Below are 14,640 nucleotides of genomic sequence, written 5' to 3'. Positions count from 1 at the left end.
GCCCCCTGCGGCCCATTCTAGGCCTGACGCCTGCGCGCCGGAAGCTGCAGAGCCCTTGCCGCCTCGTCGCCGACGGCAGCTACGCTGCCATCGAGTCGGGCGATGGCGCCGCTGCCCTCATCCAGTGCACCGGCGATCATGTCCGTCTCATTGCTTAGATTCTCTAAATGCCCGCCGAGCCCGGTGAGAATTTTCTTGAGCTGGGCCGCCTCGGCGACGGAGACGCTCGCCTCCCGCCGCGAGTTGCCGACCAGCGCCTTGATCTCGCGGGCCGCCTTCTGTGTCGACTGGGCGAGCGTTCTGACCTCGGCGGCAACAACGGCGAAGCCTGCGCCCTTCTCGCCCGCGCGCGCCGCTTCGACCGCCGCATTGAGGGCGAGCAGGTTCGTGCGGAAGCTCACATCCTCGATGGTGCCGACCATCCGGTCGATCTCGGCCGTGACCGATTCCACCCCACTCACCGAGGCACTGGTCTTCTGCACCGCGAGCGCGGCGTCTGCCGCCATGACGACGGCCTGCCGCTCGAGTGTCCGCACGTTCCGCGTCCGGGCCCGGCTCTTTTCGATCGACGCCGAGGCGGCGTTGAGGCCGGCCCGGCTCTGGTCGGCGAGTTCCGCAAGGCTGGTGACGCTCGCACGGTAGCGGTCGATGGCGCGCAGGATCGCCTCCATCTTTGCCTCGAGGTGGTGCCTGGCCGCCAGCGCCTGGTCGCGCTCGTTGAGGAGATAGCGCAGGTCGGCCTCGAACTGCCTGAGCATGGGCGCGAGGTCGCCGGCACCCATCATCAGGTGCGCGTCCACCTCTTCGCCGCGCAGCACCTGCCCGATCGCCATGATCGACCGGTCGAAATTCTCGAGCGCGCCACCCAGCGCCTTGAGCGCCGGTGAATGCTGCATGCCCCAGTCGTCGAAGCGGAACCCGGTGCGGCCATTGCTCAGCGCCGCGACGAAGGCATCGAAGTCGTCGTCCGCAATGTGGTAGCCCGCTGGCGTGAACTCGAGCATCGAGCGTCCGCCGCCCAGCTCGCGCCGTTCGGCAACGAACCGCCGGTCGCCGACCATGACGATGCTCTCGGCCGCCATATCCTCGAGCAATACGTTGCCGCCCAGCACGTCGGAGACGAGCCCGCCCTCCTCCGCCGCAGGCTGCACGGCGGTGAGACCATTGCTGACCCCGAGGATCTCCCCGTCGAACCCGACTACCGCCACGGGCTGCCGCAGTTTCGAGAAGGCCGACTTGAAATTGTGCGCCCTGTCGAGGCGTTGTCCGAGGCTCGAGACGATCGCCTCGATGCTGACCGCATCGCGCACGCCCACGGCCTGCCCCAATGCGGCCAGCCGATCCGCCGCCCGGTTGTCACCCGATTGCGCGATCAGCATGGCGATGGCGGCAGCAGCGAAGATGGCGAGGCCCGCGATGATGACGGCAGGCAGCCCGGGACCGAGCACGGCATAACCGCCCACCGCGACGAGCATCGCAGCGAGCCAGCATAAATTGGCTATGAGCGCTACATGAAAGCGCCGCACGAATCACCGAGCCCCGACGGGCCTCCCCAGGCCCATGCGGCGACCCTAGGTCGGGAATGGTTAATCAAATCTATACTTCGGCGGGCTCGTGTAACGACTTGGTAATCGAGCTTGCCAAACCGTTGCGGCGCGCTGCGGCTAGAACAGCTCGATGTCGTCCACCACCGGCTTGGTGATGACGCTGCGCCGGCTCGTCGCCACCGCAAGTTCTTCCCGCGCGATCGACGCGTTGACCGCATTGTCGAGCCGCTTGACGAAGGCGCGGCCGGAATGCGGCTTGAACATCACCCGTCGCGCATAGGTGCCGCCCAGGTCTTCCTTGACGAGCGCATAGCCTTCGTTGGCGAGGAACTCGCGCACGAACTCGATGTTCTTGAGCCCGATATCGTCGAGCGCGCCGTTGATCTTGCCGCCGCCGAACACCTTGATCTCGAGATTGCTCTTCTTGCCCGTCCCGCGCGTCAGCACCTTGTTGATCAGCTGCTCCATGGCAAAGGCACCGTAGCGGGCCGAGGCGCCATAGCGGTCATGCGCAGAGGCGGACTGCTCGGCGAGCAGGAAGTGGTTCATCCCGCCCACATTGGCGACCCGGTCGCGGATGCAGGCGGAAACGCAGCTGCCGAGCACAGTGGAGAAGGTGAGTTCCGTCTCGTTGGACACGAGGCAATCACCCTGGTGCACGGTCGTCACCACGCCGCGATCAAACTCGGGCGGCAGTGAACTCGACGTGACCATTTAGTTTCTGGACCTGGAGATAACGTGGGCCCGATCGTTACCGGCAATTCGTTAGTGAAGCGCTAACCACGCCAAACACCCCTCGTGGAACGGACCGCTTGTCGCAAGGAGACATTCAGAAATGCACGCTAGTGTCGGTTTTGTTCCATCGGGGGTCTAGTTTTCTATGTCTCTGCAACGGCTCGCCCGCGAGCTCGACGAAACGGCGCGCCAGACTGCCCTGATGGTCGATGGCGTCACCCAGGCCCTCGATCTTCTTTCCGACAAGACCATGTCCCCGGAAGTTGCCCGCCGCGAGGCGGCGCACTTGATCGTCAATGCCCTGCAGGGCCAGGACCGGATCGAGCAGCGTTGCCAGAACATGGCACTGGCCGTCCGCCAGTTCGCGCTGCTGCCACCCAACACGCCCGACAAGGTCTATGACGAGATCTGGTCGACGCTCGTCCTCGAGGAACTGAGCGTGCCTGCCCTGTCCGGCGCCGCCGCCCGCGGCATCCACGGCGAAGCCGAGCTGTTCTGAGCCGGCCTAGACGACCTTTGCCCTCTGCCTGAATTCCGGCCGGTCCCAGGCACCGGCGCGGATGACCTCGCCCAGAATGCGCGCCGCGCGCTCGACATCATCGAGCCCGACATAGAGCGGGGTCAGCCCGAAGCGCATGATATCGGGCTCGCGGAAATCGCCGATCACCCCGCGCGCAATCAGCGCCTGCATCACCGCATAGGCCTCGGGGTGCCGCAGTGACACCTGCGTGCCCCGCTTCGAGGGATCGACGGGAGTCGCGAGCACCAGCTCCGGCGCCTCTTCCGCAACGATGCCGGTGAAACGTTCGAACAGGCGATCCGCCTGGGCTTTCACCTCGCCGAGGTCGACGCCCTCGAATACATCGAGCGCGGCATCGAGCGCCGACATCGAAAGGATCGGCGGCGTGCCGACGCGCATCGCGGCGATCCCCTCGGCCGGTCGGTAGGTCTCGGCAAAACTGAAGGGCGCCGCGTGCCCGAGCCAGCCGGTGAGCGGCTGGCTGAGCCCCTCGAGATGGTCCGGCGCCACGTAGACGAAGGCCGGCGCTCCCGGTCCGCCATTGAGGTACTTGTAGCCGCAGCCCACGGCGAAATCCGCTCCGGCGCCGCCCAGATCCACCGGCACGGCCCCGGCCGAGTGGCAGAGATCCCAGATCGTCAACGCGCCGGCTGCCTGCGCCGCCCGCGTGAGCGCCGCCATGTCGTGGCGCGCGCCGGTGCGGTAGTTGACCTCCGTGAGCATCAGCACGGCGACATCCTCGTCGATCGCCCCACTGAGCTCCGCTGCCTCGACCAGCCTCAGCTCATGCCCCGCCCCGAGCAGCTCCGCGACCCCGGCGGCGATATAGGCATCGGTCGGGAAATTGTGCTTCTCCGAGAGGATCACCTTTCGCCCCGGCCTCAGCCGCAGCGCCGTCACCAGCACCTTGAACAGGTTGATCGAGGTGGAGTCCGCCACCGTCACCGTGCCGGGCGCGGCCCCGATCAGCCGCGCCACGCGGTTGCCGACCCGGCCGGGCAGGTCGATCCAGTCATGCGTGTTCCAGCTTCGGATCAGCCCCTCGCCCCACTGGGTCGCGACAACCTCGGCCATCCGGGCCTTCACGCCCCTGGGCAAGGCGCCCAGCGAGTTGCCGTCAAGGTAGATCACCCCCTCGGGCAGGTCGAACAGGTCGCGGGTACGGCTGAAAGTAGCGGTTGCGGCGGCGGTTGGGTGCGTCATGATGAAGGTGTAGCGGAGAAACGCCTCCCGAGCCGCATACTACTTTCGTATTAGTCTTTGCTGCGACTTTAGTCGTAGATCAGCGTTTCCTGCCTTGACGCTTCCGCCACCCCTCGCCGATGGTTCCGACCACACAGCGGGTTTTCCCGCATGGGGAAGAGGATTTCATGGCAAGCGTGAACATCAACAAGGCCGGCAAGCACTATGGCGGCTTCGAAGCCCTCAAGGGCGTTTCGGTCGACATCGTGGACGGCGAGTTCGTCGTGCTGGTCGGCCCGTCGGGCTGTGGCAAGTCCACCCTGCTGCGCATGATCGCGGGCCTCGAGGAAATCACCTCGGGCGAGATCTCGATCGGGCCGCGCGTGGTCAACGACCTGCCGCCCAAGGAACGCGACATCGCCATGGTGTTCCAGAACTACGCGCTCTATCCGCACATGACGGTGGCGCAGAACATGGGGTTCTCGCTCAAGCTCAAGGGCGTGCCCAAGACCGAGATCAAGGCCAAGGTCGATCGCGCTGCGCAGATCCTCGGCCTCGAAAAGCTCCTCGACCGCCAGCCGCGTCAGCTCTCGGGCGGCCAGCGCCAGCGCGTCGCCATGGGCCGCGCCATCGTGCGCGATCCGCAGGTCTTCCTGTTCGACGAGCCGCTGTCCAACCTCGACGCCAAGCTGCGCGTCCAGATGCGTTCCGAGATCAAGGAACTGCACCAGCGCCTCAAGACCACCACCATCTACGTGACCCACGACCAGGTCGAAGCCATGACCATGGCCGACAAGATCGTGGTGATGCGCGACGGCATCATCGAGCAGATGGGCTCTCCGCTCGATCTCTACGACCGCCCGAACAACACGTTCGTCGCCGGCTTCATCGGCTCGCCGTCGATGAACTTCATCAACGGCTCGGTCGTCGACGGCGGCTTCAAGACCACGGACGGGATCCTGCTGCCGGTGGTCAACGCATCCGCCAACGCCACCGTCTACGGCATCCGCCCGGAACACCTGCACATTGCCGACGACGGCATCGAGATCGAAGTCGTGGTGCTCGAGCCGACCGGCTCGGAGACCCAGGTAATCGCCCGCCTCGGCAGCCAGCAGATCACCGGCATCTTCCGCGAGCGCGTCACCGTCGCGCCCGGCTCCAAGATCAAGGTGAAGCCCGATCTCTCGGTCGTCCACCTGTTCGACAAGGACGGCAAGCGCGTGAACTGAGGTTCAGCGCCGTAACGAACCAAGGCCGCTGCGGGCAACCGCGGCGGCCTTCTCGTTTTGGGCGGCTGCGTGTTTCCTGCGATCCGGGCTTGCCTCACCATCGCATGGGTACCCGGGTCAAGCCCGGGGATGACGGTGGGTGGTGGGACGAGGGTGGCGCCACAACCACGATTGTCGGTGGGGTGGTGGTACCCGTGGACGTGCCGATGCATCCGACAGCCCCCGGGGCCTCGGAGTTCTCAAAGAACGCATCCCTCGGCCGAGGGATGAAGCGGGACCGGCGAGGCGTTTGCCCCTCGCGGGTAGTCCGCAAGTGAAGTGAGGCGCACGCCTCGCCGGTCGATCGGGGTTTTGGGCTTATGGCACGTTGGCCCGGGCGCATCCCGTGCCGCATCGCGGGGAACCTGCCGGCTGACAGACGGCCGGAATCCACCGAACCGCCCCGCCATGTGCAGCTGCCTCATGCGTGGCAGCCTTGTCCCCTGAACCACCCTGCATTCGGATGGCTCCCGCGGGGTAGCGGCGTCCCCGGCGAACCGGTTCATGCCGTCGTGCTTTGGGCCTGGGCCGGCACGACTGCCGACCCACCCGACCTCCACCGCACCAACCACTCGTCATGATCTCGCTTCGGTGCAGCGGATGGCGGGAGAGTCGCACGGGCTTGGGGGTGGGGGGACAAGATCGTCCGTGTTCGGCTCACCGCCGAGCTTACACCACGCTCGATGTCATCCCTGCGCAGGCAGGGATCCAACGTGCAGCCAGCGCGGGCGGCGAGATGGGTCCGCGGGTCAAGCCCGCGGATGACGGTGGGTAGGGGGCGAACTTGGTGCCGCGCTCAGCAACCAACTCCGTTCAAGCCAAAAGAACGCCGTCATCCCCGGTCCTGACCCGGGGACCCATGCGATGGTGCGGCTCCACCCAGAACTGCCCCGCCCGCTTACCGGGGGAGCCTGATCCCCGCTTCCGCCAGCATCTTGTCGACATCCACCGTCTCGCCCGTAGCAATCGACTGGTTCGCTGCGATGCCGGTGAGTATCGACCAGGCGCCTTCGCGGTGCGTGGAAGCGCGGTTGTAAAGATCGGGCGCCATGCTGTCGGGCTCGAACAGATAGCCCAGCATCACCGGGTCGGCGCCGCCGTGATCACCCGAACCTTCCCAGACCTCGAGCTTTTCCGGCCGCCCGCCATGCAGATGCAGGGTCGTCGTCATCGACTCCTCGGCCGACTTGTCGCGCACCCCGCCGAACACGCCATGCACTTCGACATGCCTGTGGGTGAGCTCGCCCTTGGTGCCGTGGAACTTGATCTCGAGCCCCTCCCACGGGGAATAGGCGCACAGCGTATAGTTGAGGAACACGTCGTTGGCGTAGCGCACCTGCACCTGCATCGTGTCCTCGATGGTGATGTCATCGGCGAATACGCACTTGTCGCGCAGGTAGCCGTCGTCGTCCTCGGCCTCGAGATAGAGCTCGCGCAGCGCCGGATCGTTGGCGAGATCGAGCCGGTATTCGCAGCGATCGAAGACGGGGCAGTCGTGGCAGCGCTCGCCGTGTCCCGAGAGCCCCAGTTCCTCGGCCATCTCGGGCGTGTAGAAGACGCGCTTGCCCAGCGCGCTCACCGTCCTGGGCGTCGAGTCCACCCACCAGTTCATCAGGTCGAAATGATGCGTCGACTTGTGGACCAGCAGGCCCCCGGAGTTCGGCTTGTAGCGGTGCCAGCGGCGGAAATAGTCGGCGCCGTGCACCCGGTCGAGATACCAGCGGAAGTCGACCGCCGTGACATCGCCGATGACCCCGCTCAGCAGCAGGTCCTTCAGCTGCGTGCGCGCCGGCGTGTAGCGGTAGTTGAAGGTGACGGTGAGCTTCTTGCCGCTCTCGGCCTGCGCATCGAGGATAGCGCGAAGCTTGCCGAGGTCGACCGTCATCGGCTTCTCGGTCATCACGTTCCGCCCGGCCTTGAGCGCCGAGACGATATACTCGTGGTGGAGGTAGTCGGGCGTCGTGACGATGACCGTATCGGGGTCCTGCTCCGCGATCATGCGGGTGAACTCGGTCGCCTCGTAGGTCGCGACGCCATTGCCCTTTTTCGGCACCTTGCCGGCCGAGAGCGCCAGCCGCGCCTCGTTGACGTCGCACAGCGCGACGAGGTCGTTGCCGTTCGCATGGGTTTCGGTGATCGCCCTGCGGAACATGGCATGGCGCCCGCCGACGCCGACAATCGCGTACTTCACTTGGGTGGTTTCCTCGGTCCCTGGACAGGGCCGGCATCCTCCCGCCGGCCTCCCGACGAGACTAATTCACCAGTTGGTTACTTAGTCAAGACGCGCGCCCCTCAAACCTTCGGCTGCCCCGCCGACTGTGTCCGGCTTGCCTACCGCGCCCGCTATGGTCTCTACTCGGCCGATCGCAGTGCCGCCCTCAAGAACGGACAACCAACCCGCGCGATGACGGACGACCTCACCCTCTCGATCGACCTCGGCACCTCGAGCGTGCGGGCCGCCCTGGTGGACCGCCGGGGCATGATCGTCAGCTTCGCCAGCCGGGGCTTCGCGCAGACCATCCCCCGTTTCGCCTGGGCCGAGCAGAGCGCCACCGCCTGGTGGGAAGCAACGCGTGGCGCGATCCGCGAAGTCGTGGCTCGGGCCGAACAGCCGGTGGTTGCCATATGCACCTGCGGCCAGATGCATGGCACCGTGCTCCTCGCTGCCGACGGCGGCCTCGCCAACGACAGCGTGCTGCTCTGGAACGACAAGCGCTCGATCCCCCAGGTCGACGCCTGGGCCGCGGCGCGTCCGTTCGCCGACCATGCCGCGGTCACCGCCAATCCCCCGACGCCGGCCTGGCCCGCCTTCAAGCTCGCCTGGCTGCGGGAGCATCGCCCCGAGGCACTCGCCGCCACCGCAACGGTGCTCACGCCCAAGGACTTCATCAACTTCCGGCTGACCGGCGAACGCGCCACCGACTGGAGCGAGGCCTCGGCTAGCTTTCTCGCCGACGTGCGGACGGGCAGATGGTCGGACGACCTGCTGGCGGGCCTCGGCCTGTCGCGAGCCATCCTGCCCCCCATTCACGCGACCATGGATATCATCGGCCGGGTCGGTGCGGCCGCCGCAGCAGAAACTGGACTCACCGTCGGCACACCCGTTCTCGCCGGCGGCGGCGACCTGCCGGTGGCCCTGCTCGGCTCGGGCGCTGCGACACCGGGCACCGGCTCCGACATCGCCGGAACCTCCGCGATCGCAACGCTGGTGCGGCGCGAGCCGCTGCTCGACCCCATGGTCGCCAATGTGGCAGCGCCAGGTGGCCTGTGGGGTGCGTTCACGCTGGTCGATTCCGGAGGCGACGCCATCCGCTGGGCAACCGAGGCGATCGGCAACGGCACGGCCGAAACGGCGGCGGAAGCTGCGCCGCTCGGCGCCAACGGGCTGTTCTTCCTGCCCTTCCTCTCCGGCGAGCGGCTGGGTCCGGCCCGCAACTCGCGGGCCCAGTTCTTCGGGCTCACCGCCAGCCACGGCAAGGCGGAACTGCACCGCGCCGTCCTCGAGGGCATCGCCCTGGCGCTCGGCCGGCAGTTCGAGAGGATTGCCGAACTCGGGGGCAGGCCCGATCATTTCGTCGCGGCGGGCGGTGGCGGCCGCTCCGATCTGTGGCTGCGCATCAAGGCCGGTGTCTATGGCCGCCCGATCCTCGTACCACGCGTGCTGGAATCGGGCGTCGTCGGCTGCGCCATGCTGGCCCGGCAAGCCGTCGACGGGCTGAGCCAGGCCGAGGCGATGAGCCGGATGATCGCAATCGAGCGCGAGGTGGTGCCGGAGCCCGCATGGGTCGACCGCTATGCCCGCATGCGCGAGACATACGGACGGCTGGTCGACGCCATGGCTCCGCTATACGCCGAGCTCGATCGGCTTCAATAGGTGGCGCGACCGCCCGAGAGGTCGAACACCGAGGCGGTGGTGAAGCTGTTTTCCTTGCTTACCAGCCAGGCCACCATGTTGGCGGCTTCCTCGACTTCGAGGAAACGGCCGCGCGGGATGCGGCTCAGCATGTAGTCGATGAACTCGGGCTTGAGCTCGTCGAGGATGCGCGTCTTGGCCGTAGCCGGGGTGATGACGTTGATGGCGATGTCGTGCTTGGCGCATTCCTTGCCGACCGCCTTGGTCATGCCGATGACACCGGCCTTGGCCGCGGCATAGGCCGAGGCGTTGGGATTGCCTTCCTTGCCGGCGATCGAGGCGATGTTGACAATGCGGCCATAGTTGCGGGCCTTCATGCCCGGCAGCACGGCGCGGTTGACGTAGAAGGCGCCATTGAGGTCGATGTCGATGACCCGGCGCCACTCGTTGAGGTCGTACTGGTCGAGCGGAGCATTGTTGCCCGCGATGCCGGCCGAATGAACGAGGATATCGAGGCTGCCGAGGCCCTTCTCGACTTCGGCGACTGCCGCGGCGATCGCGTCATAGTCGGTGATATTGACGGTGACCGTGGACGCGGCTGCGCCCAGCTCGGCCTTGGCGGCGGCGAGCAGGTCGGCATTCATGTCCCAGAGGCTTACCTTGGCGCCCGAGGCGACGAGCCGGCGCGCGATGGCGAAACCGATGCCCTGCGCACCGCCCGTAATGACGGCGACCATGCCGTTGAGATCGATCTGGTTCATAGGCTCCCCGCGATTGTTCTTAAGCAACGGGCTTTAGCAGCGCCCATCCTGCTATTTCCATACCACGACCGGGCCCGCTACTGACCTTTAGTCGCCCTGTTGCGGAATAGCCGCGAACTGGAACACCCACGCTAGCCTATTCGGAGGTCTCGCGGTTGCGCAGCCGGTCGAAGGCGACGGCGAGGACGATAAAGGCGCCCACGAACGTGCCCTGCCAGAACGTGCTGATCCCGAGCAGTGTCAGCGAGTTGCGGATGATCTCGATCAGCGCCGCTCCCACCACTGCGCCGAGCGCCGTGCCGCTGCCGCCATTGAGGTTGGCGCCGCCGATCACGGCCGCCGCGATCACCGTAAGTTCGAGTCCGGTGCCGAGGCCGGTGGTCACCGAACCGAGCCAGCCCGTCATCAGGAAGCCGGTGATGCCGGCGCAGAAGGCGACGAACATATAGACCGAAACCTTGACCGCCTTGACCGGCACGCCGGTGAGGACGGCCGCCTTCTCGTTTCCGCCGATGGCGAACAGGTGCCGGCCCCAGCGCGTCCAGCGCAGCGCAAAGCCCGTGATCAGCGCGAGGATGATCATGACGATCAGGGGGTTCGGAATGGGCAGTCCGCCAATCGACACCGAGCCGCCGCCGATCGCGAACAGGATCGACTGGTCCGGCCCGAACTCGTAGATGAGCGCATTGTTGCTCATCACCATGCCGATCGAGCGCGCGATCGACATCATGCCCAGCGTCACCACGAACGCCGGCATGCCTGCCACCGCAATCAGCAGCCCGTTGATCAGCCCCACCAGCAGCGCAGCGCCCATTGCCGCCGGCAGGGCCAGGGCGATGGGGAAGCCCGCATGCATGATGACCGTGGTCACCATGGCCGAGATCAGCAATGTCGCGCCCACCGACAGGTCGATGCCGCCGGTGATGATCACCGCCGTCATGCCGAGTGCGACGATGCCGACAAAGGCGAAGTTGCGGGTGACGTTGAACAGGTTCTGCGGCGTCGCGAAGGTCTTGGTCAGGAGCATCATCGCGACCACCGCGAGCACCACGACGAGCAGGATCCAGAAGATCTGCTGGGTGACGATCCAGCCATACCACGTGCGGTGGGTCTGCTGCTCGATGGCTTCCTTGAGAGAGCTGTCCGATGCCATTGGTCGTGTCTCCCTCAGGCGCTCTGCAGCGCACCGGTGATGAGGCCTGTGACTTCCTCGGGCGAGGAATCGGCGACCAGCTTGTCGGCGACCTTGCGGCCGCGCCGCAGCACCACCAGCCGATCGCACACGGCGAAGATATCGGGGATGCGGTGGCTGATCAGCACGACCACGATGCCCTGTTCCTTGAGGCGCCGGATGAGGTTGAGCACCTCGGCCACCTGCCGCACGCTGATCGCCGCCGTGGGCTCGTCCATCAGCACGATCTTGGGGTTGGACAGCCGCGTCCGCGCGATGGCGACGGCCTGCCGCTGTCCACCGGACATGCGGCGCACGAGGTCGCGCGGCCGCGTCTCGGACTTGAGTTCGGCAAACAGCTCGCCCGCCCGCTTGTACATGGCGCGATAGTCGAGGATCTCGGGCACCAGCCACTGCAGGCCGCGCCGGCGCTTGGTGACCGGCAGCTCGGCCTGCTGCGGCGTCTTGGCGATATTGGTGAGCTCGCGGCCGAGAAAGATGTTGGCGGCCGCGGTCAGGTTATCGGCGAGGGCAAGGTCCTGGTAGACGATCTCGATGCCCTTCGAGCGCGCGTCCTTGGGCCCGTGCAACTGCACCGGCTGCCCGTCGAGGCTGATCGTCCCCTCCGACGGATGGAAGTTGCCGGCGATGATCTTGACCAGCGTCGTCTTGCCCGCGCCGTTGTCTCCGACGAGGCCCACGACTTCGCCCGCGTTCAGCGTCAGCGAAATGTCGGTGAGCGCGGTAATGGCACCATAATGCTTGGCGACGTTCGCCAGCTCGAGAACCGCCATCGTCCCCCTCCCAAGGCAGGAAGGCTCGACCTCCCCAGATGACACCCGAAATCTATGGGATAAGCCGCAGCAAGCGTCAATCGACTTTGCGCGCCACCCAAGGAGGATTCAAGTTTCCGCCCGGAAACGGGTTTTGCATGCTGTATCCAGCACTTAGATTACTTATCAGACAACTTTAGCCAATAAGATGTGCACGTGCATCAGCCTGATTGACTATTGGCGCGGCGCGTCTCAGTATCGCCAACCAACACGGGGCGCCGCCACAAGGTCGGGGGAGAGACCGGTCGGCGCAGTGAGGAGGAGCTCATCGGACCATGGCAGGCGTGACGGAGGTGAGGGACCTCCGCACGGCGTGTCGCCGGGTTCGGTCGAGGGCCCGTACGAGCGGGCCGAACCCAGGGAGGAAGACGATGCGTAAGACTTTGTTCGTGCTTGCCGGCGCGGCGCTTTCGGTTGCGCTCGCAGGCGGAGCGGTGGCCCAGGATAAGAAGATCCTCGCCGTCGTGGTGAAAGGCCTCGACAATCCGTTCTTCACCGTGATGGGCCAGGGCTGTGCCGACTGGAACGCCGCCCATGCCGATAGCGAATACGAGTGCCTGTACACCGGCCCGGCGCTGAGCTCGGACGAAGCCGGCGAAGTGCAGATCGTGCAGGACCTGATCAGCAAGGGCGTCGCCGGCATCGCCATCTCGCCGTCCAACGCTCCGGCCATGGCCAACATGCTCAAGGCCGCGGCCCCGACCATGCCGATCATCACGGTCGACGCCGACCTGCTGCCGGAGGACAAGGCCCTCCGCAAAACCTATTTCGGCACCAACAACTACGACATGGGCGTCGGCATGGCCAAGGAAGCCATGAAGCTGAAGCCCGAGGGCGGCACGGTCTGCCTGCAGCTCGGCAACGTCGCCGCGGCCAACATCAATGAGCGCGCCGCGGGCTTCCGCGACACCATTGCCGGCGCCAAGGGCACCGAGCGGCTCAACAACACCAACGGGTGGACCGAGATCGAGGGCTGCCCGACCTACACCAATGACGACATCCCGACGGCCAACCAGCAGATGGCCGACGTGTTCACCGCCAATCCGGACCTCGACGCCTTCATCCTCGTCGGCGGCTGGGCCCAGTTCGGGCCGCAGGCCTATGCCCAGAACACCGACCAGGTCATGGACAAGCTGAAATCCAAGGACCTGATCATCATCGCCGGCGACACGTTGCCGCCGCAGGCCCAGGCGTTCCGCGAAGGCCGCAGCCACTTCCAGATCGGCCAGCGTCCCTACCAGATGGGCAACGAGGCTCCCGATATCCTGATCAGCCTGATCAACGGCGAAACCGTGGAAGACCCGAAGTTCACCGGGCTCGACCTCTGCACGCTCGAAGATCCGGGCATCTGCGCCAAGTAACCTGTGGACACAGGTGGGCGGACCTGAGGGGGTGCCGATACGTCGGCACCCCTTTTGCTATTTTTCGGCCGGAATGCCGAGCGTCGCCATCAGTTCCGCCGCCGCCGCCGAGCCGGCGCGATTGGCACCGACAGTCGAGGCCGACGGCCCATAGCCCACGAGGTGGACGCGTGGATCCTTGACCACCTGTGTCGCGAGACGACCACCCATCACGATGCCCCCCGACGGCTCGCGCAGCATCAGCGGCGCGAGGTGATCGAGCGAGGAGCGGAACCCGGTGCACCACAGGATGACATCGGCGCGCTGCTCGGTTCCGTCGTCCCAGCGCACGCCCGTCTCGGTGATTTCGGCGAACATCGGCAGCCGCTTCAGCACGCCGCGCGCCTCCATCGCCTCGATGAGCGGCGAGCGCGGCAGGCCGGTGACCGACACCACCGAATTGGGCGGCAGGCCCTGCCGCGCCCGGTCCTCGACCAGCTTCACCGCGGCCCGCCCCGCCTCCTGGTCGAACGGCCCGTCGCGGAATTGCGGCGGCCGCCGCGTCACCCAGGTCGTCGTGGTGACCTGCGAGATCTCGTTGAGCAGCTGGATCGCCGAGATGCCGCCGCCGACGATCACCACGTGCTGGCCGGCGAACTCGACGGCGGTGCGGTAGTCGCGCGTGTGGAGCTGCCGCCCCCGGAAGCGCTCGCGGCCGGGGTAGTCAGGAATGTAGGGCGTTTCCCAGGTTCCCGTGGCGTTGATGATCCCCCGCGCCGAGAAGGTCTCGCGGTCGGTCTCGACCCGGAAGCGCTCGGCGCGCGGGCAGACGACCTGGACCTTGACCGGGCGATAGACGTTGAGCCCGAACTTTTCCTCGTAGGTCGCGAAATAGCGCGGCACCGCGACCGCCGCCTCGACCGTCCCGTCACTGGTGTCCACGGCCTCCGCGAACTGCATGCCCGGCAGGTCGTGCACGCGGTTGACGGTGCTGAGCGTCAGCGACGGCCAGCGGAACTGCCACGCGCCGCCGGCCTGCGGCGACTGGTCGAGCACGACGAAGCCGCGGCCGGCCTCGAGGCCGCGCTGCCTGAGATGATAGGCCGAGGACAAACCCGCCTGCCCCGCCCCGATCACGAGGATCTCGGTCTTGATCGCGATGCCGGCAGGCGGCGCGCTGGGCATGACGGGGGCTTCGGCATCCATCGGGACTATCCTGTTGTCGCTCCAGAGGTAGGGCGCGTGCACCGAGTGCGCAACGGCAGGATAGCGAGCTCACGCAGGACCAGCGTGCGCGCTTGGCTGCCCCTCACCCTGACCCTCTCCCCAGAGGGGCGAGGGGGCGTTGTGGCGCTGCCGGTGCAGAGTGCGTCCCCTCGCCCCTCTGGGGAGAGGGTCAGGGTGAGGGGCGCCAAGCTCGCGAGTCCTGG

12 protein-coding genes are annotated in these 14,640 nt (G+C 66.6%); 4 read left to right on the top strand and 8 right to left on the bottom strand.

From position 1 onward, the window contains the following. Window positions 1-17 precede the first annotated feature (17 nt). Complete coding sequence (locus PRN20_RS21910) at window positions 18-1,475, bottom strand: methyl-accepting chemotaxis protein (RefSeq protein ID WP_273959798.1); 1,458 nt, start codon at window positions 1,473-1,475, stop codon at window positions 18-20. A gap of 189 nt (window positions 1,476-1,664) precedes the next feature. Further along, window positions 1,665-2,261 (bottom strand): chemoreceptor glutamine deamidase CheD, encoded by a 597-nt coding sequence (locus PRN20_RS21905; RefSeq protein ID WP_273959797.1) that lies wholly within the window; start codon window positions 2,259-2,261, stop codon window positions 1,665-1,667. Window positions 2,262-2,427: 166 nt separating this feature from the next. Between PRN20_RS21905 and PRN20_RS21900 the strand changes: the two genes are divergently transcribed. Next, window positions 2,428-2,781: a hypothetical protein gene (locus PRN20_RS21900; RefSeq protein WP_273959796.1), complete on the top strand. Its 354-nt coding sequence runs from the start codon at window positions 2,428-2,430 to the stop codon at window positions 2,779-2,781. Between the two features lie 6 nt (window positions 2,782-2,787). Here the strand turns inward: PRN20_RS21900 and kynU are convergent, their stop codons facing one another. Beyond that, entirely contained in the window at window positions 2,788-4,005 is a 1,218-nt protein-coding gene (gene kynU / locus PRN20_RS21895; protein ID WP_273959795.1) for a kynureninase, read from the bottom strand. Between the two features lie 167 nt (window positions 4,006-4,172). Between kynU and PRN20_RS21890 the strand changes: the two genes are divergently transcribed. Beyond that, a complete protein-coding gene (locus PRN20_RS21890; RefSeq protein ID WP_273959794.1) occupies window positions 4,173-5,213 on the top strand; it encodes an ABC transporter ATP-binding protein in 1,041 nt (346 codons plus the stop codon). Window positions 5,214-6,150: 937 nt separating this feature from the next. Here the strand turns inward: PRN20_RS21890 and PRN20_RS21885 are convergent. Then, window positions 6,151-7,443 (bottom strand): Gfo/Idh/MocA family protein, encoded by a 1,293-nt coding sequence (locus PRN20_RS21885; RefSeq protein ID WP_273959793.1) that lies wholly within the window; start codon window positions 7,441-7,443, stop codon window positions 6,151-6,153. A 213-nt stretch (window positions 7,444-7,656) separates the two neighbouring features. Here PRN20_RS21885 and PRN20_RS21880 point away from each other — a divergent pair, with 213 nt between their 5' ends. After that, entirely contained in the window at window positions 7,657-9,126 is a 1,470-nt protein-coding gene (locus tag PRN20_RS21880) for a xylulokinase (protein WP_273959791.1), read from the top strand. Here the strand turns inward: PRN20_RS21880 and PRN20_RS21875 are convergent. From PRN20_RS21875 to PRN20_RS21865, 3 genes are all read right to left on the bottom strand, one after another. Then, window positions 9,120-9,866 (bottom strand): SDR family NAD(P)-dependent oxidoreductase, encoded by a 747-nt coding sequence (locus tag PRN20_RS21875; protein ID WP_273959790.1) that lies wholly within the window; start codon window positions 9,864-9,866, stop codon window positions 9,120-9,122. The genes PRN20_RS21880 and PRN20_RS21875 overlap by 7 nt on opposite strands. Window positions 9,867-10,002: 136 nt before the next feature. Next, window positions 10,003-11,019 carry an ABC transporter permease gene (locus tag PRN20_RS21870; protein WP_273959789.1) on the bottom strand — a complete coding sequence of 339 codons (1,017 nt, stop codon included), beginning with the start codon at window positions 11,017-11,019 and terminating at the stop codon, window positions 10,003-10,005. 14 nt (window positions 11,020-11,033) lie between these two features. After that, window positions 11,034-11,831 (bottom strand): ATP-binding cassette domain-containing protein, encoded by a 798-nt coding sequence (locus PRN20_RS21865; RefSeq protein ID WP_273959788.1) that lies wholly within the window; start codon window positions 11,829-11,831, stop codon window positions 11,034-11,036. Window positions 11,832-12,241: 410 nt separating this feature from the next. On the opposite strand from PRN20_RS21865, the gene PRN20_RS21860 reads away from it, so the two are divergent. After that, complete coding sequence (locus PRN20_RS21860; RefSeq protein WP_273959786.1) at window positions 12,242-13,231, top strand: substrate-binding domain-containing protein; 990 nt, start codon at window positions 12,242-12,244, stop codon at window positions 13,229-13,231. Between the two features lie 57 nt (window positions 13,232-13,288). Here PRN20_RS21860 and PRN20_RS21855 read toward each other — a convergent pair whose 3' ends face one another. Next, window positions 13,289-14,416, bottom strand: a complete 1,128-nt coding sequence (locus PRN20_RS21855) for an NAD(P)-binding domain-containing protein (RefSeq protein ID WP_273959785.1) — start codon at window positions 14,414-14,416, stop codon at window positions 13,289-13,291. Between the last annotated feature and the right edge of the window lie 224 nt (window positions 14,417-14,640).

Source organism: Devosia sp. ZB163, assembly GCF_028613635.1.
GTDB lineage: Bacteria > Pseudomonadota > Alphaproteobacteria > Rhizobiales > Devosiaceae > Devosia_A.
This window is presented reverse-complemented; position numbering and strand designations above follow the sequence as displayed.

Bases quoted from the DNA above. Each gene is read 5' to 3' on its own strand.
- PRN20_RS21910 (WP_273959798.1), bottom strand. From the start codon at position 1,475: ATGCTCGTCGCGGTGGGCGGTTATGCCGTGCTCGGTCCCGGGCTGCCT.
- PRN20_RS21905 (WP_273959797.1), bottom strand. From the start codon at position 2,261: ATGGTCACGTCGAGTTCACTGCCGCCCGAGTTTGATCGCGGCGTGGTG.
- PRN20_RS21900 (WP_273959796.1), top strand. From the start codon at position 2,428: ATGTCTCTGCAACGGCTCGCCCGCGAGCTCGACGAAACGGCGCGCCAG.
- kynU (WP_273959795.1), bottom strand. From the start codon at position 4,005: ATGACGCACCCAACCGCCGCCGCAACCGCTACTTTCAGCCGTACCCGC.
- PRN20_RS21890 (WP_273959794.1), top strand. From the start codon at position 4,173: ATGGCAAGCGTGAACATCAACAAGGCCGGCAAGCACTATGGCGGCTTC.
- PRN20_RS21880 (WP_273959791.1), top strand. From the start codon at position 7,657: ATGACGGACGACCTCACCCTCTCGATCGACCTCGGCACCTCGAGCGTG.
- PRN20_RS21875 (WP_273959790.1), bottom strand. From the start codon at position 9,866: ATGAACCAGATCGATCTCAACGGCATGGTCGCCGTCATTACGGGCGGT.
- PRN20_RS21870 (WP_273959789.1), bottom strand. From the start codon at position 11,019: ATGGCATCGGACAGCTCTCTCAAGGAAGCCATCGAGCAGCAGACCCAC.
- PRN20_RS21865 (WP_273959788.1), bottom strand. From the start codon at position 11,831: ATGGCGGTTCTCGAGCTGGCGAACGTCGCCAAGCATTATGGTGCCATT.
- PRN20_RS21860 (WP_273959786.1), top strand. From the start codon at position 12,242: ATGCGTAAGACTTTGTTCGTGCTTGCCGGCGCGGCGCTTTCGGTTGCG.
- PRN20_RS21855 (WP_273959785.1), bottom strand. From the start codon at position 14,416: ATGGATGCCGAAGCCCCCGTCATGCCCAGCGCGCCGCCTGCCGGCATC.